Origin of the sequence: Microbispora sp. CA-135349, assembly GCF_050947365.1 — a bacterium.
In the GTDB taxonomy this organism is placed as follows: Bacteria; Actinomycetota; Actinomycetes; order Streptosporangiales; family Streptosporangiaceae; genus Microbispora.
In genome coordinates this window covers 7,740,353-7,762,836 of the sequence record NZ_CP192001.1, presented here as the reverse complement: position 1 = coordinate 7,762,836, position 22,484 = coordinate 7,740,353, and the positions used below count along the sequence as shown (strand labels likewise).

Genomic DNA, 22,484 nt, shown 5'->3' with positions numbered 1-22,484 from the left:
CGTCGTCGAGGTGGCATTGGCGGGTGCGGACGGGCGCGGACGGGCGCTGACTTTTTGGGGGCGCGCGGCGAGGGGCCGGCTTGTATCCTGAGTGCGCGGATTCCGGCGACGGCTGAAATCCGACAAAACGGGACGTTTCGTCCTTCCCGGGTCGTCTAGGGGCAAGACTACAGATTTTGGTTCTGTCAACGGAGGTTCGAATCCTCCCCCGGGAGCCTGTTCATCCGTCCGTTCGCGCCCCAGGGGGGCTGGTTCCCTCCTGGGGGACGGCAGGTAAGCTCACCTTGTCGAGCGGGTGACCGTGCGGTTCCTGGGTAGTGGACGCGTGGAAGCCCCAGATTCGTGTCACCACGATCCGTGTAGTAAGCCGCGACGCCGAGGGAGCCTCAGTCCGTGAGTGTGCCGCGCCCGGCAGCCGTGATCGTCCTCGCCGCGGGCGAGGGCACCCGGATGAAATCGAAAACCCCCAAGGTCCTCCACGAGGTCTGCGGCCGAGCGCTCGTCGACCACATGCTGGCCGCCGCGCGCGGCCTGTCGCCCGAGCGGCTGCTCGTGGTCATCGGGCATGCGCGTGAGCAGGTAGGCGCCCACCTGGCGACAACCGCGCCGGACGCGCGTACGGTCGTGCAGGACAAGCAGAACGGCACCGGCCACGCCGTGCGCACCGCGCTCGAAGCCGAGGGTCCGTTCGACGGCACCGTCCTGGTGACGTACGGCGACACGCCGCTGCTGCGCACGCAGACCCTGGCGGCGTTGCTCGACCGGCACGCCGCCGACGGCAACGCCGTCACGGTGCTGACCGCCGTCGTGCCCGACCCGACCGGCTACGGCCGCATCGTGCGCGACGAGGACGGCGCGGTGCTGGAGATCGTCGAGGAGAAGGACGCGACCCCCGAGCAGCGCGCGATCAGCGAGATGAACTCGGGTGTGTACGCCTTCGACGGCGCGCTGCTGGCCGACGGCCTGAAGCGGATCGGCGCCGCCAACGCCCAGGGCGAGGAGTATCTGACCGACGTGCTGGCCATCCTCCGCGAGGACGGCCACCGGGTGGGCGCGCACGTGGCCGCCGACCACGCCGAGGTCGAGGGCGTCAACGACCGGGTCCAGCTCGCCTTCGTCCGGCGCGTGCTCAACGACCGCATCCTGGAGGCGCACATGCGCGCCGGGGTGACCGTCGTCGACCCTGCCAGCACGTGGGTCGACGCCGATGTCGTCATGGAACCCGACGCCGTGATCCACCCCGGCACCCAGCTCAAGGGAGCCACGAAAATCGGGGCGGGAGCAGAGGTGGGGCCGGGCGCCACGCTGACCGACACGGTCGTCGGCGAGGAGGCCGTCGTGCGCAACACCGTCGCCGACGGCGCGGAGATCGGTCCCGGCGCCGCCGTGGGCCCCTTCGCCTACCTGCGCCCCGGCACCGTGCTCGGGCTCAAGGGCAAGATCGGCGCGTTCGTCGAGACCAAGAACGCGCGGATCGGCGAGGGCTCCAAGGTCCCGCACCTGACGTACGTCGGCGACGCGACGATCGGGACCGGCTCGAACATCGGCGCCGCGTGCGTCTTCGTCAACTACGACGGCGTCGCCAAGCACCACACCGTCGTGGGCGACCACGTACGCGTGGGCAGCGACAACATGCTCGTCGCACCGGTCACGATCGGGGACGGCGCCTACACGGCCGCCGGATCCGTGATCACGTCCGACGTGCCGCCCGGGGCGATGGCGGTCGCCCGCGGCAAGCAGCGCAACATCGAGGGCTGGGTGACGCGCCGCCGCGCCGGCACCCGGTCCGCGGAGGCGGCCCTGCGGGCGATCGAGGCCCGCGACGCGGCCGCGGCGGACGGCGGCGACCCCGCCGGTGACTAGAGCCCGTGACTAGGGCCGGCGACTAGGGCCGGCGAGCAGGACCACCTGCGGCCCGCCTCCCCGCGGGCCGTACGGGGACAGGAAAGAGTACGAGGCGCGGTTCGACCGCGTAGCGCCGAAGGGCCAGGCCAGGAGGACACCGTGACCGACCACATCGACCGGGCGAAGGGGTTATCCGGCCCCTGGCGAGGCGAGGGAACGGCGCCACGGCCGGTCCGGCCGCACCAGGCCCGATACGGCGAACAGGCTCGACACGCGAGGAGCGCGGCATGAGCGGCAAGAAGACGACCGGCGAGCGGAATCTGATGTTCTTCTCCGGCCGGTCCCACCCCGAACTGGCCGACGAGGTCGCGAACGAACTCGGCGTCGAGATCACCCCGACCGCACTGCGTGACTTCGCCAACGGCGAGATCTACGTGCGATACCTGGAGTCGGTGCGCGGCTGCGACGCCTTCGTCATGCAGAGCCACACCGCGCCGATCAACCAGTGGATCATGGAGCAGCTGATCATGGTGGACGCCCTCAAGCGGGCCTCCGCCAAGCGGATCACAGTGATCATGCCGTTCTACGGCTACAGCCGGCAGGACAAGAAGGGCCGCGGCCGCGAGCCGATCACCGCCAGGTTGATGGCCGACCTGTTCAAGCAGGCGGGCGCCGACCGGATGATGTCCATCGACCTGCACACCTCGCAGATCCAGGGCTTCTTCGACGGCCCGGTGGACCACCTGTTCGCCCTGCCGGTGCTGATCAACTACCTGCGCGGCAAGCTCGACCCGGCGACCACCACGATCGTCTCCCCCGACACCGGCCGCGTACGGCTGGCCGAGCGCTGGTCCGACAGCCTGGGCACGCCGGTGGCGTTCATTCACAAGCGGCGCGACCTCGACGTGGCCAACCAGGTGAAGGTGCACGAGGTCGTCGGCAAGGTGCGCGGCCGGACCTGTGTGCTGATCGACGACATGATCGACACGGGCGGCTCGATCTGCAAGGCGGCCGACGCGTTGTACGAGCACGGCGCGACGGACGTCATCGTGGCCGCCACGCACGCCATCTTCTCCGACCCGGCCGTGGACCGGCTCAAGAACTCCCGCATCTCCGAGGTGGTCGTGACCAACACGCTGCCCATCCCGGAGGAGAAGAGGTTCGACAGCCTCACGGTCCTGTCGATCGCCCCGCTGATCGCCCGGGCGATCACCGAGGTCTTCACCGACGGCTCCGTCACCAGCCTCTTCGAGGGCGACAGCTGAACCGCGCCCCGGGCCCGGGCCGCATCCGGGGGCCCGGGGGCCGGTAGTCAGTAGTAGACGCCGTTCATCGCCGCACGCACTTCGCCGAGCGTGGCGTCGGCGACGGCGGCGGCGCGCTCGTTGCCGTCGCGGAGCACCCGCCGGATGTGGGTGCGGTCCCGGGTCAGCTCGGCGCGCCGAGCCCTGATGGGCGCGAAGTAGCCGTTGACCGCGTCGGTGACGACGGACTTGAGCACGGCCGCGCCCCTGCCGCCGATCTCCTCGGCCACTTCGTGCGGGTCGCGGCCGAGGCACAGCGCGGCCAGGAGGACCAGGCTGGAGACCTCGGGCCGGTCCGCCGGGTCGTACGTGATGTGGCGTTCCGCGTCGGTCTTCGCGCCGCGGATCAGCCTGGCGGTCTCGTCGGCGGTCGCGGCCAGGGTGATGGCGTTGCCCCGGCTCTTGCTCATCTTGGCGCCGTCGGTCCCGAGCAGCAGCGGCGCCGCGGACAGCAGGGCCTCGGGCTCGGGGAACACGGGCTCCGAGGCGGCGCCGTAGCGCTTGTTGAAGCGGCGCGCGACGGTGCGGGCGACCTCCAGGTGGGGCAGCTGGTCCTGCCCCACGGGGACGAGGCCGGCCTTGCAGAACAGGATGTCGGCCGCCTGGTGAACCGGATAGGTGAACATCAGCCCGCTGACCGCCGACTGGCGCGAGTGCGTGATCTCGTCCTTGACCGTGGGGTTGCGGCTCAGCTCCGCGACCGAGACCAGGCTGAGGAACGGCAGGAGCAGCTGGTTGAGGGCCGGGATCGCGCTGTGCGTGAAGATCGTGGCCCGGCGGGGGTCGATGCCGATGGCCAGGTAGTCGAGCACCAGGTCCTCCACGCGCTCGGCGAGCCGGTCGGCGACGTCGCGATCGGTCAGCACCTGGTAGTCCGCGACGAGCACCATCATGTCCACGCCCAGGTTCTGAAGGCGGACGCGGTTGTGCAGGGTGCCGAAGTAGTGCCCCAGGTGCAGCCGGCCGGTGGGGCGGTCCCCGGTCAGTGCCCGGAACCGTCCCGGCCGCTCACGGATCTGTCTCTCCAGTTCGGCGCTGCGCCGTTGCGCGGCCGGTACGCCGAGATCGTCGGAGGGGGTGGTGTCGAGGCTCGCGATCATGTGGTCTCTCCCTTGGCAGGTGGTCCGCCGTCCGCGATGGCGACCCCTCGTCCAGGGAGCACGAAAAAGGGCCGTCCATCCGAACGGCCCGGTCGTACGCGTGTGAGATGGCCGCTCCTATGTGGAGCGCCACCAGCCCTGACACGACGTACGAATCACGCGGCCAGTGTAGCCACCCGTCACGGGCCGGCGGGAGCCCCCGGGCCACGCGGGCGGTGTCCCTGCCGCGTCCCCTGCGGGTGTGAGCGCCTCGACGAGCGACGCGGGGCTTGCTCATGGCGCGCCTCCGGCACGACAACCGGTAGGCTGTGAGGGTTGCGCTCGTAACGCCTTCCGCTAGGGCGGGTGAGGGGGAGCGCGCAAATCCGCCGATCGACTCATCCCTAGGAGATGTGCCGTGTCCGAAGTACTCATCGCCGCCGAGCTTCGCAACGAGTTCGGCAAGGGCGCCGCCCGCAAGATCCGCCGGGCGAACAAGGTCCCCGCTGTCCTGTACGGCCACGGCACCGACCCCAAGCACCTGACTCTCCCCGGCCACGACCTGCTGCTCGCGCTGCGCACGCCGAACGTGCTCATCCGCCTGCGGGGCGAGGGCGTCGACGAGATCGCGCTGCCGAAGGGCGTCCAGCGCGACCCGATCAAGGGCTTCCTCGAGCACGTCGACCTGCTGCTGGTCAAGCGCGGCGAGAAGGTCACCGTCGAGATCCCGGTCACCGTGACCGGCGACCCGATCGGCAGCGCCATCGTCGAGCAGCAGCTCGTCACGATCTCGGTCGAGACCGAGGCGACCCACATCCCGACCGGTGTCGAGGTCGACGTGGACGGCAAGGACGCGGGCTTCGCGGTGCACGCGAGCGACCTGAAGCTGCCGGAGGGCACCACGCTGGCCGGCGACCCCGAGGCCCTGGTGCTGCAGGTGATCGGCGCCCCGGTCGCCGAGCTGCCCGAGGAGGGCGCGGCCGCCGAGGGCGAGAGCGCCGAGGCCGCCGAGTAGGACCTGTTCGTGAGAGAGTCCTCCACAGGGTGTCCTGTGGAGGACTCTTCCGTGTGAGGCGACAGAGGAGACAGCGATGTCCGACGCGGCCACGCAGCGGTGGCTGGTCGTGGGCCTGGGCAACCCCGGGCCGGAGTACGCCGGGAACCGGCACAACGTGGGCTTCATGGTGCTCGACGAACTGGCGGCCCGGGTGGGCGGGCGGTTCAAGGCGCACAAATCGCGGGCCGAGGTGGTCGAGGGCCGCCTGGCCGCGCTCCCTGTGGTGCTGGCGAAGCCGCTGTCGTTCATGAACCTGTCGGGCGGCCCGGTCAAGGCGCTGGCCGACTTCTACAAGGTCGTCCCCGACCGGGTGATCGTGGTCCACGACGAGCTCGACATTCCGTACGGCGCGTTGCGCGCGAAGACCGGTGGCGGGGACAACGGCCACAACGGCCTGAAGTCGATCACGAAGTCGCTGGGCACGCGCGACTATCCGCGCATCCGGTTCGGCATCGGCCGACCGCCGGGCCGCATGGACCCGGCGACGTTCGTGCTGCGCGACTTCGCCACGGCCGAGCGCAAGGACCTGCCGTTCCTGGTGGACCGGGCGTCCGACATGGTGGAGTCGTTGATGACCGCCGGTTTGGAGGCGACGCAGAACCGCTTCCACGCCGCCGACCTCAATCCGGCGAAGCCGCCCCGCTGAGGCCCGGTGAGCTCGTCCCACTGCGATCCGGCGAAGCCGCCCCGCTGAGATCCCGCGGAGTCGCCCCGCCGCCGTCGCTCGCGTCGCGCTGCCGGACGGCGCCGGGCCACAGCATGAGGTTCTGCAGCAGCTCCGCCTGCTCGATGGCGTCGTCGAGCGCGTTGTGCGTGTGCGGGCGCTTCGCGCGCACCTCGCGCGGCATCTGCCGCTTGGTCGCCCAGGCCACCGGCACCACGGCCTTGGCCGCGTACAGCGTCTTGATGTCGATGCACCGCGAGTGCCCGAAGGGCGACTCCCCGGTGAAGCGCAGGAAGTACCAGTACATCCACATCCAGTCGTACGACAGCGGGAAGGCCGCGAGCACCGGAAGGTCGTCGCCGCACACCTCACGCACCCAGGCCGCCGCCGCCGTCATCGCCTCGGCCGGGTCGCGTCCCTCGCGCAGCAGGGTCGTCCGGTCGAGGCCGCTCACCGCCAGCGCCTCCGCCACGTAGTCGTCGCTTATCGGCCGTAACTCGGCGTAGAACGTCAGGGACTCCGGGTCGGTCCGCTCGAACCGCCGCCCGGTCATCCGGCCGGCCACGGTCATGCCGAAGCTGACCATCGAGTACGGCCCCGGAATCGGGCCGTCCGCCTCGACATCAACCGATATATACGTTTCGGCTTTCAATGATCTCCAGCCAGGAACCCCGGCCGTTCTGGCCGGGAGGAACGGCGTCCCTCCACTGCGCCCGGACGATGGTCCGGACGTTTCCGCTTGGCAATGTACCCCTTGGCGATCGCTGGACAGCGCCTGGAGGCGCCGGCGGGCGCCCCGGCGGCGGGGGCGGCCGGCCCGGCGTCCCCCCGGTCCGACCCCCTTGCGGGCAGGGTGCGGGCGGGGTGCGGGCGGGGCGCCGGAGCCCTGCCCGCACCGCACGTCAGGCGATCACTGCGCGCGGAGGTCGCCGACGGGAAAGATGCCGAATGGATCCAGAGGCGCAGGCCGCGCACGTCCTTCGGGCCGTCCTAACTTCCCCAGCGGCCTCTGACGGTCACCCGGATCCGGGCGCTGTTCGACAACATCCGCGCCCCACGGCCGCCCGCGCGCACTACGTATGTCGCTATGGCGGCCCGGCCGGTGAAGCGCGGGGTGGGAGTGAAGACGACCTTTCCGGAAGCGTCGGTCGTGAACGTCCCGCCGAGCACGGTGACGCTCGTCTGACGTCCCTCGGTCTCCGGGTCGAGGTCGATCGACTCCGGATCGATGAAGCTGTCGTAGGCGATGTCGTTGGCGGTGACGTCGATCGTGACCGCCGTCTCTGAGGTCGTGGTGGCCGTGTCGTCGTCGGCTACCGGCTCGAAGGTCGCCGGTGTGTAGCCGCGCATCTGGAAGCCGGCGTTCCCCATCGTGAGACAGACCGGGCTGGGGCAGTTGACGGTGTAGCCGTCGCCGTCGGGCAGGATGCGACCGGAGATCTCCTCGTTGATCTGCCAGAAGGCGAAGCCCGCGCCGCCGCCGATCCTGAACGCATCCGTCCAGGCTTTGTATGTGGGATTGCGCACGGCCCTGTTCAGCAGGCCGAAGGCGCTGAGCACCACCGGCTTGCCGATTTCGCGGCTGTCGGTGAGGTGTCTGGTGATCCAGGTCGTGCCCCAGGCGGCGTCTTTGCCCCACTTATCCGGAAAGAGCTGCAGGGACATCAGGTCGATCTCCGGCAGCCCGGCCAGAGCGAGTGTGTCGACGCCCTTACCGCAGTTGTCCGTCGGGTCGGGGCCACCGGGGTCTGTGCAGTAGAAGCCCTCGTCACCCGCGCTCAGCAGATGTCTGCCATCCACCGACTTGATGTGCCGGGACATCTCGTCCGCCCAGGCGGTGATCGTGGCCGCGGTGCAGTCGGGCGAGGTGGGCAAGCCGTCCGTTCCCTCGCACCGCGGCGCGTCGGCCAATTCCCACGCCATGATCGTGGGGTCGTCTTTGTAGGCGACGCCGGTCAGTGTGTTGACCCGGTTGAGCAGGTGGCTGGACCAGTCCTTGAACCAGTCCTTGATCGTCGTGTTCGTGTAGAACTCGTCGTGGTACTGCCCGCCGGCCCAGCGGACGTACTGGTCCATGCCGCCGTAGCCCGTCCAGTTGTTGACGAGCGGGATGATCACCCTGGCCTGGGATATCGCGGCCCTCCACAGCACGTAGTCGAGCTGCCGCAGACCGTTTTCTCCGTCGTTGTAGGCGGGGCCGGTCCCGCCCCAGTACTGGAAGTAACTATCGGAGGTGCCGTCCTCTTCGCCGATCTCCTTCGAGCCGGCGACGCGGATTACCCTCAGGCTTTCCGTCTCCGCGCGGTTGAAGACGCTGTCCACCACCTCGTGGCCCCCCTGGATGAGGAGGTGATCGTTGGCCCCGGCGAAGCGCCATGGCTTGCCGGTGTCGTCGATCATGAGCTGAGTGCCCACGCGCGTGACGAAGGTGGTGCCCCAGGGGCTGTCCGCCGTGGCGGCGCTCGCTGTGACGGGGGCCGCCACCAGCCCGGTGAGCACGGCGAGCGCGGTAACCGCTGTCGCCGTCCGTAATCGTCTCATCGACGCTCCTTCATAGGGGGAGGCCCAGGCCCATCAGACGCGTGCAGGCCCGGCTCATCCTGGTTATCACAGGCGCGATCTTGATAAAAGCGCATTTCACGGGTTACGGGCGATCGCCTGCTCCGGCGCCGTGGCGTGAACCGTCTACTAGATCGACGCTGAAAAGCGTCGCTCGAAGCCGGAAGTTGCTGGGAATCTCCCTGTGCCGCCGGGCCGGGCGGCTAGCATTCCCTCACGCTCGGTAGTCGTTGAAACCGCGGGGGGGCGACAGTGCTGGACGGTGACACGTCCTCGGTCGCCGTCGGCACGGCACGGGAGACGCGTGCCCATCCGATGTCCCGGCCGCCCGCGTGGGCCGTCCGATATCGGCGCACCGCGGCCGCGTGCGACATCGTGAGTGCTCTGTCCGCGGGGGTCGCCGGCGTGGTGATCCGGTTCGGCGAGGTCGCCCCGTACGTGATGCCGTATGTGATGGCGAGCGCCGCGCTGCCCGCCGTCTGGGCGCTGATCCTCATCCTCAACCGCGCGTACGAGCCGCGGCTGATCGGCGTGGGTGCGGAGGAGTTCCGCCGGATCGCGCGGGGCGGCTTCATGCTGGTCGCGGGCGTCGCGATCGGCGCGTACGCGTCGAAGACCGACATCGCCCGCGGCTGGGTCCTGATCGCGCTGCCGCTCGCCGCCGCGTTCACCCTCGGCGCCAGGTACGGCCTGCGGCGGCGGCTGCACCGCAGGCGGGCCAGGGGAGAGGGCTGCATGCGCAGGGTGGTGGCGGTGGGCCACCGGGCGGCGATCGCCGAACTGGTCGGCACCTTCAGGCGCGAGCGCTACCACGGGATGGAGGTGGTGGCCGGCTGCGTCCCCGCCGGTGCCACGGGCCGGGTCGCGGACGTGCCGGTGCTGGGCGACTTCACCGATGTGCCGCTGGTGGTGGAGCAGGTCCGGGCGGACACGGTGGCGGTGCTCGCCTGCCCCGAACTGGACGGCACGGCGCTGCGCAGGCTGGCTTGGCGGCTGGAGCGCACGCGCACCGATCTCGTGGTGGCGCCCGCGCTGATGGAGGTCGCCGGCCCCCGGACCGCGATCCGGCCCGTCGCCGGGCTTGCGCTGCTGCACGTGGAGCATCCGGAGCTGGCAGGAGGGCGCCGGCTGGTCAAGGACGTGTTCGACCGGCTGGTCGCCGCCACGGTGCTGGTCGTGCTCGCCCCGCTGCTGGCCGCCGTCGCCGTGGCCGTACGGGCGACCAGCCCGGGACCCGCACTGTTCCGCCAGCGGCGGGTCGGCAGGGACGGCGCGGAGTTCACGATCCTCAAGTTCCGCACCATGCGGCGCGACGCGGAGGCCCGCAAGGTCGAGCTGGCCAGCGACGCCGACGGCGTGCTGTTCAAGGTGCGCAGGGATCCCCGGGTGACCCCGCTGGGCGCCGCGCTGCGGCGTTACTCACTCGACGAGCTGCCGCAGCTGATCAACGTGCTGCGCGGCGACATGTCGCTGGTCGGGCCGCGCCCGCCGCTGCCCGAGGAGGTCGCGCGGTACGGCGACGACGTGCGCCGCAGGCTCGTGGTGCGGCCGGGGCTGACCGGGCTGTGGCAGGTCAATGGCCGGTCTGACCTTTCATGGGAGGAATCGGTACGGTTGGACCTACGTTATGTCGAGAACTGGTCTCTCATGCTGGATCTGCAGATCTTATGGAAGACGTGGTCCGCGGTGGCGCGCGGGGCGGGAGCGTACTGAGAAATGACGAAGCGGGACGACCATTCCCTCGCCGGGGAGCTGGCGACGGAGGCGGGGGAGCGGCTGTCGCAGCTGCGCGCCCGTCTCGGGTTCGCGGACGCCCGGGCGTTGAAGGACGCCGGAGACCAGGCCTCGCACCGGTTCCTGATGGACGCGCTGGCGCGGCTGCGGCCGGACGACGCGGTGCTGTCGGAGGAGGCGACCCGCGAGGAGCGGATGGACCCCCGGCGGCTGTCGGCCGAGCGCGTGTGGATCGTCGACCCCCTCGACGGCACCCGCGAGTTCTCCGAGCAGGGCCGCGCCGACTGGGCCGTGCACGTGGCCCTGTGGGAACGCGGTTCTCTCACGGCCGGTGCGGTCGCCCTGCCCGCCCAAGGTCGCACGCTCACGACGGCGGCGCCGCCCGAGCTGCCGGAGAAGGTGCGCGAGCCGATCCGCATCGCGGTCAGCCGCACCCGGCCGCCCGAGTTCGTCCGTGAGCTGGCCGCCCGCCTCGGCGGGGAACTCGTCCCCATCGGCTCGGCCGGTGCCAAGATCGCCGCGGTCCTCACCGGAGAGGTCGAGGCGTACGTGCACGCCGGGGGACAGTACGAGTGGGATTCGGCCGCGCCGGTCGCGGTGGCGGTCGCGGCGGGAGCCCACGCGAGCAGGATCGACGGCTCACCCCTGACCTACAACCAGGGGGACCCCTCACTGCCGGATATCCTGGTCTCCCTACCGGATCTGGCGCCAACGTTGCTCGCCGGAATCCGTGACCTGCATCGCCAGACTCCGTGAAGGAAGTCCCCATGCTTCAGCGTGACTACACCACGTCGCAGCTCGACGTGCTCGAGGCCGAGGCGATCCACATCATGCGTGAGGTCGCGGCCGAGTTCGAGCGCCCCTGTCTGCTCTTCTCCGGCGGCAAGGACTCCATCGTCATGCTGCGGGTCGCCGAGAAGGCCTTCTGGCCGGCGCCGATCCCCTTCCCCCTCATGCACGTCGACACCGGGCACAACTTCCCCGAGGTCATCGAGTTCCGCGACCGGCGGGTCGCCGAGCTGGGCGCGCGGCTGGTGGTCGCCTCGGTCCAGGCGTCGATCGACGCCGGACGGGTGGTCGAGCAGACCGGGCGGCGGGCCTCCCGCAACCGGCTGCAGACCACGACGCTGCTCGACGCCATCGAGGAGCACGAGTTCGACGCGGTGTTCGGCGGGGCCCGGCGCGACGAGGAGAAGGCCCGGGCCAAGGAGCGGGTGTTCTCCTTCCGCGACGAGTTCGGCCAGTGGGACCCGAAGAACCAGCGCCCCGAGCTGTGGAACCTCTACAACACCAAGATCAGCAGGGGTGAGCACATCCGTGTGTTCCCGCTGTCGAACTGGACCGAGCTCGACGTGTGGCACTACATCCGGCGTGAGGGCATCGAGATCCCGTCGATCTACTTCTCCCACAGCCGGACGGTCTTCGAGCGCGACGGCATGCTGCTGTCCGACTCCGAGGTGGTCCAGCGGGGCGACGACGAGCCCACGTTCGAGGCCGTCGTGCGCTACCGCACGGTCGGCGACATGACCTGCACCGGCGCGGTCGCCTCGACCGCCACCACGATCGACCAGATCATCGACGAGATCGCCGCCACCCGGATCACCGAGCGTGGCGCGACCCGTGCCGACGACCGGGCCTCTGAGGCCGCCATGGAAGATCGCAAGAAGGAAGGCTACTTCTGATGGACATCCTTCGATTCGCGACGGCGGGCAGCGTCGACGACGGCAAGTCGACGCTGATCGGGCGGCTGCTGTTCGACTCCAAGGCGATCTTCGAGGACCAGCTCGAAGCGGTCGAGCGCACCTCCCGCGACCGGGGCACGGAATACACCGACCTGTCGCTGCTGACCGACGGCCTGCGGGCCGAGCGCGAGCAGGGCATCACGATCGACGTGGCCTACCGCTACTTCGCCACGCCCAAGCGGAAGTTCATCATCGCCGACACTCCGGGGCACATCCAGTACACCCGGAACATGGTCACCGGCGCCTCCACCGCCGACCTGGCGATCATCCTGATCGACGCGCGCAAGGGCGTGCTGGAGCAGTCGCGGCGGCACGCCTTCCTGACCACGCTGCTGCGGGTGCCCCACCTGGTGCTGGCGGTCAACAAGATGGACCTCGTCGACTACTCCGAGGCCCGGTTCGAGGAGATCCGCGAGGAGTTCACCGCGTTCGCCAGCAAGCTGAACGCGACCGACCTCACCTTCATCCCGATCTCCGCGCTGCACGGCGACAACGTGGTCTCCCGCTCGGAGAACATGCCGTGGTATGAGGGCTCCTCGCTGCTGCACCACCTGGAGAACGTGCACATCGCCTCCGACCGCAACCTGGTCGACGTGCGCTTCCCCGTGCAGTACGTCATCCGCCCGCACAACGCGACCAGCCAGGACCTGCACGACTACCGGGGCTACGCCGGGCAGGTCGCGGGCGGCGTGCTCAAGCCGGGCGACGAGGTGCTGCACCTGCCCTCCGGCCTGACCACGACGATCACCGCGATCGACACCTTCGACGGTCCGGTGCAGGAGGCGTTCGCGCCGATGTCGGTCACGCTGCGCCTGGGTGACGACATCGACATCTCCCGGGGCGACATGATCTGCCGGCCGAACAACCAGCCGCAGGCCGCCCAGGAGATCGACGCGATGGTCTGCTGGATGGCCGACGGGCTGAAGCTCCAGCCCCGGTCCAAGCTGATCATCAAGCACACGACCCGTACGGCCCGGGCCCTCGTGCGGGACCTGCACTACCGGCTCGACGTCAACACCCTGCACCGGGACGAGTCGGCCGCCGCTCTCGGCCTGAACGAGATCGGCCGGGTGTCGCTGCGGACGACCCAGCCGTTGTTCGTGGACGACTACGCCCGCAACCGCCTCACCGGCGGCTTCATCCTGATCGACGAGGCCACCAACGGCACCGTCGCCGCCGGGATGATCGTCGACGCGCACTGACCGGGGCTTCCCACCGAAGAACCCGGGAGGTCCCGCTCGGACGGTCCGCGAGGGCGGGGCACGGCGTTCCAGCGCTGCCCGTGCCCGCCTTCCGGACCTCCGCGTGGACCGCCGGCAGGACGTCCGATCGAGGTCTACGGGACGGCGAGGGTCTCCAGCGGCCGGCCGGGATCGGCCAGCGTTTGGGGCGTGACGGGTGTTCCGGTGCGTATCAACGTCTTGATCGGCTCGACGACGTCCCAGACGTTGACGTTCATGCCGGCCAGGACGCGATCGCCGCTGAGCCAGAAGGCGATGAACTCCCGTGCCGCGACGTCGCCCCGGAAGACGACCTGGTCGTAGCCGCCGGGCTCGACGTGGCCGACGTACTCCATGCCGAGGTCGTACTGGTCGGTGTAGAAGTACGGCAGATCCTCGTAGGCCGCGTCCCGGCCCAGCATGGTGGCGGCGGCGACTGTGGGCTGTTTGAGGGCGTTGGCCCAGTGTTCGACCCGTACGTGCGTGCCCAGCAGCGGGTGGTAGGCGTTGGCGACGTCCCCTGCGGCGACGATGTCCGGGTCGCCGGTCCGCAGGGTCGCGTCCACCACGACCCCGTTGTCCACGTGCAGCCCGGCGCGCAGGGCGAGCCGTACGTCGGGTTCGGCGCCGACGCCGACGAGGACGGCGTCGGCGGTGATCTCGCCGCCGTCGCCCAGCCGTACGCCGGAGGGCGTGATCTCGCTGACGGTGACCCCGAGCCGGAGATCGACGCCGTGGTCGCGGTGCAGGTCGGCGAAGACCTGGGCGGCCTCGGGCCCGAGCGCGCGCAGCAGGGGCAGCCGCGCCGTCTCCAGCACCGTGACCGCGACGCCGGCCTGCCGGGCGGCGGCGGTGACCTCCAGCCCGATCCAGCCGGCCCCGATCACCGCGAGCCGGGACACGCCCCCGAGGACGTCCCTGAGCGACTCGCAGTCGTCGAGCCCGCGCAGGTAGCGCACGTGGGGTGCGTCGGCGCCGGGGATCGGCGGCCTTCGCGGGCGGGCCCCGGTGGCCAGCAGCAGTCTGTCGTATTCGATCGCGCTGCCGTCCGCCAGTTCGACGCGGTGGGCGCCGCGGTCGAGGCCGGCCGCGGCGACGCCGAGCCGCAGCTCGATGTCGTGGTCGGCGTACCAGCCTTCCTGATGGACGAAGACGCCGGTGCGGTCGGTCTTGCCCGTCAGGTAGCCCTTGGACAGCGGGGGCCGCTCATAGGGGCGGTGCGGTTCGGCGCCGATCAGCGTGATCCGTCCGTCGAATCCCTGCTCCCGCAGGGCTTCGGCGGCCTTGGCGCCGGCCAGACCGGCTCCGACGATCACGAACCTCTGCTGTGTCACGGCGATGGTCTCCTTGTGCTGATGGGCGAGGTTCAGGTGCGGGTGCCGGTGAGGGCGAAGAACTCCTGACGGGATCGGGCGTCCTCCCGCAGGATGCCCAGCAGCGTCGAGGTGACGGTGGTCGAGCCGACGGCCCGTACTCCCCGCAGGGTCATGCAGGTGTGCTCGGCCTCGATCACGACGCCGACCCCCGCGGGTCGCAACCGGTCGGCGAGCCAGTCGGCCACCTGTTTGGTGAGCCTTTCCTGGACCTGCGGCCGGCGGGCGAAGTGCTCGACGACGCGGGCCAGCTTGGACAGCCCGAGGATGCGGTCGCCGGGGAGGTAGCCGACATGGGCGACTCCGGCGAAGGGCAGCAGGTGATGCTCGCAGACCGAGCGGACGGGGATCGCCCGCGCCAGCACGAGCTCGTCGTAGCCCTCCTCGTTGGGGAAGGTGGTCAGGTCGAACGGGCGTGGCGTGAACAGCTCGGCATACGCCTTGGCCATCCGCGCCGGAGTCTCCCGCAGGCTCTCGGAATCCGTCGAGATGCCCAGCGCCTCCAGGAACTGGCCGGCCGCGCGCTCGGCGGCGGCCAGGTCCACACCGTCGCGCGGCTCGGCGATCACCCGCAGGGCGCTACCGGTACGCATCTCAGCTCCCGCTCATGCCGAGCGCGGTCAGCAGCACCAGCACCACGGTGGCCACCGCCAGCAGACCGTGTCCGGTCACGACCGCGACCGGGAAGTGCCGCTCGGGCGGTCCCGCCGTGCCGGTGGCGCCGGGCCCGCCGGCCGGCGCCGTACGGCCGCGGTAGGCGGGAATCCACCGGGCGAACATCGTGAAGCCCAGCAGCGCGACCGGGACCAGCAGGACCAGCGCGACCCACGCCAGGGTGGCGATGCCGGCGAACAGGTACACGATCCACACGACCAGCCCGGCGGCGGCCAGTGCGAAGTGACCGAAGATCAGCCCTGGTGAGAAGCGGCTCGTACGCCGGCCGCCTCTGGCGATCCAGATGCCCAGCATCACGAAGCCGCCCACTGCGGTGAGCAACCAGGTGACCAGTGCCGCGATACCCATGGTGCGTTCTCCTTTGCGATGGTGGGGTGAGGGTCAGCGCCGGAAACCGTCGGCCTGGGTGGCCTCGTCGGCCACGCGCACGCCGTAGCGGTAGGCGAGCTTGCCGCCCAGATAGCCGGAGACCACGAGCAGCGCCAGGCTGCCCGCCGACAGCAGCAGCGGGCCGGGCTTCACCGGGCCGGCCGGCGTTCCGGCCTGACGCCACAGGAAGCCGGCGGCGTACGCGGCGGTGATCACGAGGTTCAGCCCCATGTGGAGCAGACCCGTGCGGAACACCGGGGTGCCCGCCGGGATGGCGAACAGGTCGAGGAACCCGGCCATCGCCGCGGCCAGCGCGCCGAGCACGCCGATGGCGATCAGCCACTTCGAGCCCTCGGCCAGGAACCCCGGATCGGGAGCGAACCTGGACGCCAGGTCGAAGACCATGCTCGCCACCCATGCGCCGATGGGCACGGCGACCAGCATCGGGTGGAACGGATGGCCGTACGGCCCGGCCAGCACCGCGCTCACCGGTCGTTTCGCCTCGTGTAGCTCAGCGGTCATCGGGACCTCCGCGTGCGATCTATTACGCCAATGAATGTTGGTCTTATTCGGCCGGGTGGTCAAGGTATTCGCGTATATCGACAGGGCCATGGTTTTCGTCAGCGGAGGCGGGCGTTATCGTGGCAGGGTGACGACGGATCCCGCGATCAGTGCGGTGGCCGCGCTGGACGACGTGCTGCGGCAGGGGATGTACGCCTACATCCGTGGGGCGCGCCGCCCGGTGACCCGGGACGAGGCCGCGGCCTCGGTCGGGATCTCCCGCAAGCTGGCCGCCTTCCATCTGGACAAACTGGTCGACGCCGGTCTGTTGCGCGCCCGCTACGAGGCGGTCGGCGGCATCCGCAAAGTCGGCCGCACCCCGAAGGTCTACGAACCCACCGAGACCGACATCCGCGTCACGATCCCCGAACGCCGGCACGAGGTGCTGGCCGACATCCTCATGGACGCCGTTCTCGGGGAGAGCGAAGGGGAAAGTGCCCGCCAGGCGGCGGTCCGGGTGGCCGGTCGGCGCGGCGAGGAGATCGGCGCCGCGGAACGCGCCCGGGCCAAGCCCGGCCGGCTCGGCGCCGAGCGCGCCCTCACTCTGCTCGAGGGCCTCCTCGCGCGGCACGGCTTCGAGCCCGGCCGTGAGTCTCCCACCTGCGTGCGACTGCGTAACTGCCCCTTCCATCCACTGGCGGCGCGAGCCCCCGAACTGGTCTGCGGGGTCAACCACGCCTTCCTCGACGGCATGCTCACCGGTCTGGAAGCCGCGAGGGTGCGGGCCGTTCTGGTGCCGCGGCCGGGAGAGTGTTGCGTCGAACTGCGCTCCTCCTGAGGTTCTCGGGGCGGGCGAAGACACGTCGGGCCGGGCAGACCTTCCCGTTCTGTCGCGGGCGGCGGGCTCGTAGATCCTTTGGAGATCACCCGTCCCGTTGGTGACTCTCCGCGTTAGTGTCGTCACGTTTCGCGATCAGTCGTGGAGGATACGTGGCCGACGCTCAGCCGGTGATCTTCGTGGGCGGCCTGGGACGCAGCGGGAGCACCCTGCTCGAACGTCTCCTCGGAGAGGTGCCCGGCGTGGCGCCGCTCGGGGAGGTCGTGCACCTGTGGGACCGCGGCGTACGGGCCGACGAGCCCTGCGGCTGCGGGCAGCGGTTCTCCCAGTGCCCGTTCTGGACGAAGGTGGGCGTCCGCGCGTTCGGGCAGTGGCGGCAGAGCCAGGCGGGATGGCTGCCCGGCCTGCGCGCCCGGGTCGACCGGACCCGCCGCCTGCCCGTCCTCGCCCTCGGGCTGGCGAGCCGCGAGGCCGAACTGGCCGAGTACGTCCGCTCGTACTCCCGCATCTACGCGGCGGCGGGGGAGGTGGCCGACGCCCGGGTCGTCGTCGACTCCAGCAAGCACGCCTCCCTGGCGTACTGCCTCGCGACGATCATGGAGGTGCGGGTCGTGCACGTGGTGCGCGACCCGAGGGCGGTGGCCGCGTCGTGGCGGCGCAGGGTGCGCAGGCCCGAGGACGGGCGGCCGATGACCCGCTGGACACCCGCGCGCACCGCCGTCCACTGGCTGGCCCAGAACCTCGCCTTCGAGGTGCTGCGCCGGAAGGGCGTGAAGGTCGTCCGGGTGCGTCATGAAGACCTGGTGCGTGATCCGCGCTCGACCCTGGCTCGTCTGGCCGCGCGGCTCGGCCTCCCCGACGGCGGCCTCGCCTTCCTGCACGGCCGCGAAGCGCTGCTCGGCGTCGCGCACACCGTCTCCGGCAACCCGATGCGCTTCTCGGTGGGCACGATCGAGATACGCGACCGTCCGCCGTCCCTGCCGCGGTCTCAGCGGTGGCTGGTCACCGCGATCACCCTCCCGCTTCTCCTCCTTTACGGCTATCGCCTCGCCTACCGCCCGGGAGCCCGGCGGTGACGCCGTCCGTCGGCGTCGTCATCCCCACCCGGGGAGATCGGCCCGGTCCGCTGCCGGCCGCGCTGAGCGGCGTGCTCGCTCAGGAGTACGCCGGCCGGATCGACGTGGTGATCGTGGCCGACGGCGTCCCCGAGTTCTTCGTCGCCCGGCAGGTGTCCGGCGTCGCGGGTCCCGTGCCCGGTTCGGTGTCCGGTCCCGTGCCTGGTTTCGTGCCTGGTCTCGCGTCGGGCTTCGCGGCGGGATCGGGGGCCGGTGGCGCGGTCCGGAGCGTCCGCGTGCTGGGCAACCGGCGCGGCCCCGGCCTGCCGGGCGCGCGTAACACCGGGATCTCCGTGCTCGGCACGGATCTCGTCGCCTTCTGCGACGACGACGATCTCTGGCTGCCCGGGAAGCTGGCCGCCCAGGTCGCCGCGCTGACGGAGGAGCCCGACGCCGGCTTCGCGAGTTGCGCCGTCGAGGTCGAGTACGGCGAGCGCCGGGTGCCGCGGCTGGCGGGCACCGGCCGGGTGACCCACCGGCACCTCACCCGCTCGCGCATGATGATGGTGCACTCCTCGACGTTCCTGTTCCGCCGGGGCTGGGCGTGGGTGGACGAGAGCGCGCCCGCCGGTCAGAACGAGGACTGGGACCTCGCGCTGCGGGCCGCCCGGCGGCATCCGATCGTCCACGTCGACCGGCCACTCGTGCGGGTGCGCTGGGGGTCGTCGCACTACGTGGGGCGCTGGGCCGACCGGATCGCGGGGCTGGAGTGGATGCTCGCCCGGCACCCCGGGCTGGCCGCGGAACCGCGGGGCGCCGCCCGCGTCTACGGGCAGCTCGCCTTCTGCCACGCCGCTCTCGGCCGGCGTCGTGAGGCCGCCCGCTGGTCGCTGCGCGCGTTCTCCGCCCGGCCGGGCGAACCGCGGGCGGCGGTGGCGCTGGCGGTCGCCGGAGGGCTGGTCAGCCCGCGCGCGGTGCTGCACGCCCTCCACCTTCGCGGTCACGGCATCTGATGGCCGAGCCCACACCGGCGCGTACGGTGGCCGTGGACCCGGCGACGCCGGTGAGGCAATGGACACAGCAGGCCGGGCCACGGCCGGGTGGGGTTCGCGTTGGCGGAGTGCTGCTCGACCCGCTCACCGAGGAGCAGGTGGTCGGGCATGTCATGACCGCGCTTGAGCGCGGTGTGGGCGGCCACGTCGTCACGCCGAACGTGGACATCTGCCGTACCGCCGCCCGCGACGCCTCGCTGCGCGCGCTGATCGACGCGGCCGAGCTCGCCGTGGCCGACGGCATGCCACTGGTCTGGGCGTCGCGGCTGCTCGGGCATCCGTTGCCCGAACGGGTGACGGGAGCCGACCTGATCTGGTCGCTGACGGGGGCGGCCGCGGCCCGCGGCCTGCCCGTCTATCTCATCGGGGGGCCGCCCGGCGTCGCCGAGGCGGCGCGTGACGCACTGCGCGGGCGGCATCCGAATCTGGTGGTGACGGGCGTCCACGCCCCGCCGTACGGGTTCGAGACCAGCGCGGCGGCGATGGCGGAGTTACGGGGACGGCTCGTCGCCGCGCGGCCGTCCCTGGTCTTCGTGGGGCTCGGGTTCCCCCGGCAGGACCGGCTCATCGCGGCACTTCGGGCCGACCTGCCGGGCGCCTGGTTCGTGGGGTGCGGCGCGGCCATCGCGTTCGCCGCCGGGGCCGTGCGCCGCGCCCCGGAGTGGATGGGCGACCACGGGCTCGAATGGCTGTTCCGCCTGGTCGGCGAGCCGCAGCGGCTCGCCCGCCGTTACCTGGTCGAGGACCTTCCCTTCGCCCTCCGCCTGCTGTCGGTCGCCCTGCTGTGCAGGGCCTTCGGCTCGCGTGGCAGGGATTAGAAGGCGTACGGGCCGAAGCGGCCCCAGGCGATGACGGCGGCCAGCGCCAGGAGCACCAGGTTGACGGCGATGACCGGGGATTCCGCGCGGCGGGCGTGGACGACGACCGCTCCGGCCATGATCAGGGCGATGCCGAGCGCGGCGAGCGGAGTCAGCACCGGGGCGATCTTCGTGACGGCGGGCAGAACGAGGCCGAAGGCGGCCAGCACCTCAAGAGCGCCGATGCCCTTGACCACGCCGGGGGAGAAGTCCTCGGTCCAGGCCATGCCGGACACGGCCAGCCTGTCCTTCGGCTGGGCGAGCTTCACCACCCCGGCGACGAGGAAGGCGAGGGTGAGCAGGCCGGCGATGACCCACAGGACGATGTTCATGGAGAGTCCGTTCTTGCGACAGCAGAGCGAAATGTAGCGGATGGGCGATCCGCGGCCGTCGCCGTGGATCGGCACGGCTGTCATGGCCCCGCTCGTGAGTCGGGCGATCGTGTCCTTGGGGCGGTGGTGTTCGTAGCGGGGGTGAGGCCGCGCACAAGGGGCGGCACCAAGGCGGAGGAACCGCGATCATGAAGCTGACGACCATGACCCAGATCTCCGTCGATGGAGTGATGCAGAACAACGGCGCTCCCACGGGCGAGCACCCGAACGGGTTCGAGCGCGGCGGATGGGCCCTGGGGAAGGGCGACGACGAGACCAGGACGTTCATCACGCAGACCTACCAGCAGGCCGAGGCGTTCCTGTTCGGCCGGCGCACCTACGAGTTGTTCGCCGGCTCCTGGGGATCGATCGACCAGATGCGCGCACATCCCATCGGCGTGGCCTTGAACCCTGGTCGAGTCGCGCGTCGACTCCAAGGGCGTGACGATTCAGGTCTACCGGCCGGCCGGGCGCCCGCAGTATGCGCCGGCGATGTGAAGTCCCCGACCGTCAAACCCACGCTGTCGTGACACCACAGGAGATGATTTTCAGATGCGTTACCTGGTTTCCGTGATCGACGACAAGAGCGATCCCGGCAGCACGGACAGGCAGCCTGCCATCAGCGCGTTCAACGAACGACTGATCGCCGAGGGCTATTGGGTCTTCGCGGGGGGACTCGCGGACACCGACGCGGCCACGGTCGTCGACAACCGGGGTGGGGAGGCGATCGTCACCGACGGGCCCTTCCTGGAGTCGAAGGAGTACCTCGCCGGCGTCTGGGTGTGGGAGGCCCCCGATCTGGATGTGGCGCTCAAGCTCGCCACCGAGGCTTCGAAGATCTGCGATCGGAAGATCGAGGTGCGGCCGTTCCTGTGAACGACATCGACGTCCGCGAGGCGATCACCCAGGCCCACCATGAGGAGTGGGCTCGGGTGGTCGCCTCCCTGACCAGGCGCTTCGGTGACCTCGACATCGCCGAGGAGGCGGCGGCCGAGGCGTTCGCGACCGCCGTCCAGCGGTGGCCGGCCGACGGCGTTCCCCCCAACCCGGGCGCCTGGCTGACCACCACCGCCAACCGCCAGGCCATCGACCGGATCCGGCGCGAGAGCAAGCGCGACGACAAGCACAGGAAGGCTCAGATGGTCTACGACGACCCGCCCGAGCCCGTCGGCGCCATCGACGACGACCGGCTCCGGCTGATCTTCACCTGCTGTCATCCGGCACTGGCGATGGAGACCCGAGTGGCGCTGACGCTGCGCATGGTCGCCGGCCTGACCATGCCCGAGATCGCCCGCGCCTTCCTGGTGGCCGAGAGCGCCATGGGGCAGCGGATCACCCGCGCGAAGGCCAAGATCAAGGCGGCGCGCATCCCCTATCGGATGCCGTCCGCCGACGATCTCCCGGCACGCGTCTCCGGCGTCCTCGCCGTCCTCTACCTCGTCTTCAACGAGGGCTACCTGGCCACCGGCTCCGACACCGATCCCGTACGGCACGAGCTGACCGCCGAGGCGATCCGGCTCACTCGCCTGATCCGTGTCCTCCTGCCGGACGACGGTGAGGTGGCCGGGCTGCTGGCGCTGATGCTGCTGACCGAGGCCCGCCGCCCCGCCCGGGTCTCGGCCGGCGGCGAACTGGTCGCACTCGACGAGCAGGACCGCGGGGCCTGGGATACGGCGCTGATCGCCGAGGGACACCGGCTGGTGCGCGAGCGCCTGGCCGCCGCCGCCGCAGGGGTGGCTCCGGGTCGCTACCAGATCCTCGCCGCGATCAACGCGGTGCACACCTCCGCCCGCGACATCCGCGACACCGACTGGTCGCAGGTCCTCGCCCTCTACGACCAGCTCGTCCGCCTCGACCCCTCGCCGATCATCGCCCTCAACCGGGCCATCGCGGTCGCCGAGCTCGACGGCCCGGAGGTGGCACTGGCGGCCGTCGACCGTCTTGAGCCCAGGTTGGCCGGCTATCACGCCTACCACGCCACCCGCGCCGACCTGCTGCGCCGGCTGGGCCGAGGCCGGGAGTCGCGCGCGGCCTACGGCAAAGCCATCGACCTGGCCGGAAACACCGCCGAGACCGCCTACCTGATCCGCCGCCGCGACCAGCTGCGTTGACGCGCTCCCCGGCCTGAAGTGAAGGCCGGGGATTCAGCCCGTGCCGCGTCATGCGGCACCTCTGAGGCTTCCTGCTTC

At 70.9% G+C, this 22,484-nt stretch carries 23 protein-coding genes and 1 tRNA gene; 16 read left to right on the top strand and 8 right to left on the bottom strand.

Annotated elements, in window-relative coordinates; genetic code table 11:
• The first annotated feature begins 144 nt into the window (after nt 1-144).
• The 3 genes from ACQPZZ_RS35760 (at nt 145) to ACQPZZ_RS35750 (ending at nt 3,110) form a co-directional block, all read left to right on the top strand.
• Nucleotides 145-215: transfer RNA gene (locus ACQPZZ_RS35760), tRNA-Gln, on the top strand.
• Between the two features lie 178 nt (nt 216-393).
• Nucleotides 394-1,863, top strand: coding sequence for a bifunctional UDP-N-acetylglucosamine diphosphorylase/glucosamine-1-phosphate N-acetyltransferase GlmU (gene glmU / locus ACQPZZ_RS35755; protein WP_432926396.1), 1,470 nt, complete (start codon nt 394-396; stop codon nt 1,861-1,863).
• Nucleotides 1,864-2,132: 269 nt separating this feature from the next.
• The gene (locus ACQPZZ_RS35750) at nt 2,133-3,110 is read left to right on the top strand and encodes a ribose-phosphate diphosphokinase (protein ID WP_363644904.1); all 978 of its coding nucleotides are present in this window, start codon (nt 2,133-2,135) and stop codon (nt 3,108-3,110) included.
• 47 nt (nt 3,111-3,157) lie between these two features.
• Here the strand turns inward: ACQPZZ_RS35750 and trpS are convergent, their stop codons facing one another.
• On the bottom strand, nt 3,158-4,249 hold the full coding sequence (trpS, locus tag ACQPZZ_RS35745) for a tryptophan--tRNA ligase (RefSeq protein WP_432926394.1): 1,092 nt from the start codon (nt 4,247-4,249) through the stop codon (nt 3,158-3,160).
• A 397-nt stretch (nt 4,250-4,646) separates the two neighbouring features.
• Between trpS and ACQPZZ_RS35740 the strand changes: the two genes are divergently transcribed.
• A complete protein-coding gene (locus tag ACQPZZ_RS35740) occupies nt 4,647-5,243 on the top strand; it encodes a 50S ribosomal protein L25/general stress protein Ctc (RefSeq protein WP_432926392.1) in 597 nt (198 codons plus the stop codon).
• Between the two features lie 76 nt (nt 5,244-5,319).
• Nucleotides 5,320-5,931 (top strand): aminoacyl-tRNA hydrolase, encoded by a 612-nt coding sequence (pth, locus tag ACQPZZ_RS35735; RefSeq protein ID WP_432926390.1) that lies wholly within the window; start codon nt 5,320-5,322, stop codon nt 5,929-5,931.
• On the opposite strand, the gene ACQPZZ_RS35730 is transcribed toward pth, so the two are convergent.
• Together ACQPZZ_RS35730 and ACQPZZ_RS35725 are read right to left on the bottom strand one after the other, a co-directional pair.
• Nucleotides 5,906-6,601, bottom strand: a complete 696-nt coding sequence (locus tag ACQPZZ_RS35730; RefSeq protein ID WP_432926388.1) for an exonuclease — start codon at nt 6,599-6,601, stop codon at nt 5,906-5,908. The two genes, pth and ACQPZZ_RS35730, sit on opposite strands and share 26 nt — an antisense overlap.
• 338 nt (nt 6,602-6,939) lie before the next feature.
• The gene (locus ACQPZZ_RS35725; RefSeq protein ID WP_432926386.1) at nt 6,940-8,490 is read right to left on the bottom strand and encodes an Ig-like domain-containing protein; all 1,551 of its coding nucleotides are present in this window, start codon (nt 8,488-8,490) and stop codon (nt 6,940-6,942) included.
• A 333-nt stretch (nt 8,491-8,823) separates the two neighbouring features.
• Between ACQPZZ_RS35725 and ACQPZZ_RS35720 the strand changes: the two genes are divergently transcribed.
• The 4 genes from ACQPZZ_RS35720 to cysN are packed head-to-tail and all read left to right on the top strand — an operon-like array spanning nt 8,824 to nt 13,186.
• Nucleotides 8,824-10,221 (top strand): sugar transferase, encoded by a 1,398-nt coding sequence (locus ACQPZZ_RS35720; protein WP_432934656.1) that lies wholly within the window; start codon nt 8,824-8,826, stop codon nt 10,219-10,221.
• Between the two features lie 3 nt (nt 10,222-10,224).
• Nucleotides 10,225-10,998 (top strand): 3'(2'),5'-bisphosphate nucleotidase CysQ, encoded by a 774-nt coding sequence (locus ACQPZZ_RS35715; protein ID WP_432926384.1) that lies wholly within the window; start codon nt 10,225-10,227, stop codon nt 10,996-10,998.
• Between the two features lie 11 nt (nt 10,999-11,009).
• The gene (gene cysD / locus ACQPZZ_RS35710; RefSeq protein WP_432926383.1) at nt 11,010-11,924 is read left to right on the top strand and encodes a sulfate adenylyltransferase subunit CysD; all 915 of its coding nucleotides are present in this window, start codon (nt 11,010-11,012) and stop codon (nt 11,922-11,924) included.
• On the top strand, nt 11,924-13,186 hold the full coding sequence (cysN, locus tag ACQPZZ_RS35705) for a sulfate adenylyltransferase subunit CysN (protein WP_432926380.1): 1,263 nt from the start codon (nt 11,924-11,926) through the stop codon (nt 13,184-13,186). The genes cysD and cysN overlap by 1 nt, the downstream gene beginning before the upstream one ends.
• A gap of 134 nt (nt 13,187-13,320) precedes the next feature.
• On the opposite strand, the gene ACQPZZ_RS35700 is transcribed toward cysN, so the two are convergent.
• From ACQPZZ_RS35700 to ACQPZZ_RS35685, 4 genes are read right to left on the bottom strand one after another with little or no spacing between them, the layout of a single operon-like run.
• A complete protein-coding gene (locus tag ACQPZZ_RS35700) occupies nt 13,321-14,538 on the bottom strand; it encodes an NAD(P)/FAD-dependent oxidoreductase (RefSeq protein WP_432926378.1) in 1,218 nt (405 codons plus the stop codon).
• A 32-nt stretch (nt 14,539-14,570) separates the two neighbouring features.
• Entirely contained in the window at nt 14,571-15,170 is a 600-nt protein-coding gene (gene folE / locus ACQPZZ_RS35695) for a GTP cyclohydrolase I FolE (protein ID WP_363644884.1), read from the bottom strand.
• A 1-nt stretch (nt 15,171) separates the two neighbouring features.
• Nucleotides 15,172-15,600 (bottom strand): hypothetical protein, encoded by a 429-nt coding sequence (locus tag ACQPZZ_RS35690; protein WP_432926376.1) that lies wholly within the window; start codon nt 15,598-15,600, stop codon nt 15,172-15,174.
• Between the two features lie 33 nt (nt 15,601-15,633).
• The gene (locus tag ACQPZZ_RS35685; protein ID WP_363644880.1) at nt 15,634-16,143 is read right to left on the bottom strand and encodes a DUF2231 domain-containing protein; all 510 of its coding nucleotides are present in this window, start codon (nt 16,141-16,143) and stop codon (nt 15,634-15,636) included.
• A gap of 127 nt (nt 16,144-16,270) precedes the next feature.
• On the opposite strand from ACQPZZ_RS35685, the gene ACQPZZ_RS35680 reads away from it, so the two are divergent.
• From ACQPZZ_RS35680 to ACQPZZ_RS35665, 4 genes are all read left to right on the top strand, one after another.
• Nucleotides 16,271-16,960: a helix-turn-helix transcriptional regulator gene (locus tag ACQPZZ_RS35680; RefSeq protein WP_432926375.1), complete on the top strand. Its 690-nt coding sequence runs from the start codon at nt 16,271-16,273 to the stop codon at nt 16,958-16,960.
• A gap of 152 nt (nt 16,961-17,112) precedes the next feature.
• Complete coding sequence (locus ACQPZZ_RS35675; protein ID WP_432926374.1) at nt 17,113-18,036, top strand: sulfotransferase family protein; 924 nt, start codon at nt 17,113-17,115, stop codon at nt 18,034-18,036.
• On the top strand, nt 18,033-19,028 hold the full coding sequence (locus ACQPZZ_RS35670; protein WP_432926372.1) for a glycosyltransferase family 2 protein: 996 nt from the start codon (nt 18,033-18,035) through the stop codon (nt 19,026-19,028). The genes ACQPZZ_RS35675 and ACQPZZ_RS35670 overlap by 4 nt, the downstream gene beginning before the upstream one ends.
• A 107-nt stretch (nt 19,029-19,135) precedes the next feature.
• Nucleotides 19,136-19,885: a WecB/TagA/CpsF family glycosyltransferase gene (locus ACQPZZ_RS35665; RefSeq protein WP_432926370.1), complete on the top strand. Its 750-nt coding sequence runs from the start codon at nt 19,136-19,138 to the stop codon at nt 19,883-19,885.
• On the opposite strand, the gene ACQPZZ_RS35660 is transcribed toward ACQPZZ_RS35665, so the two are convergent.
• On the bottom strand, nt 19,882-20,256 hold the full coding sequence (locus ACQPZZ_RS35660; protein ID WP_432926368.1) for a DoxX family protein: 375 nt from the start codon (nt 20,254-20,256) through the stop codon (nt 19,882-19,884). The genes ACQPZZ_RS35665 and ACQPZZ_RS35660 overlap by 4 nt on opposite strands.
• A gap of 188 nt (nt 20,257-20,444) precedes the next feature.
• Here ACQPZZ_RS35660 and ACQPZZ_RS35655 point away from each other — a divergent pair, with 188 nt between their 5' ends.
• Genes ACQPZZ_RS35655 through ACQPZZ_RS35645 form a run of 3 tightly spaced genes read left to right on the top strand, consistent with a single transcriptional unit; the run spans nt 20,445 to nt 22,406 of the window.
• Nucleotides 20,445-20,825 (top strand): hypothetical protein, encoded by a 381-nt coding sequence (locus ACQPZZ_RS35655; RefSeq protein ID WP_432926366.1) that lies wholly within the window; start codon nt 20,445-20,447, stop codon nt 20,823-20,825.
• 22 nt (nt 20,826-20,847) lie between these two features.
• A complete protein-coding gene (locus tag ACQPZZ_RS35650) occupies nt 20,848-21,171 on the top strand; it encodes a YciI family protein (RefSeq protein ID WP_363644866.1) in 324 nt (107 codons plus the stop codon).
• Nucleotides 21,168-22,406 (top strand): RNA polymerase sigma factor, encoded by a 1,239-nt coding sequence (locus tag ACQPZZ_RS35645; protein ID WP_432926364.1) that lies wholly within the window; start codon nt 21,168-21,170, stop codon nt 22,404-22,406. The genes ACQPZZ_RS35650 and ACQPZZ_RS35645 overlap by 4 nt, the downstream gene beginning before the upstream one ends.
• Nucleotides 22,407-22,484: the final 78 nt, after the last annotated feature.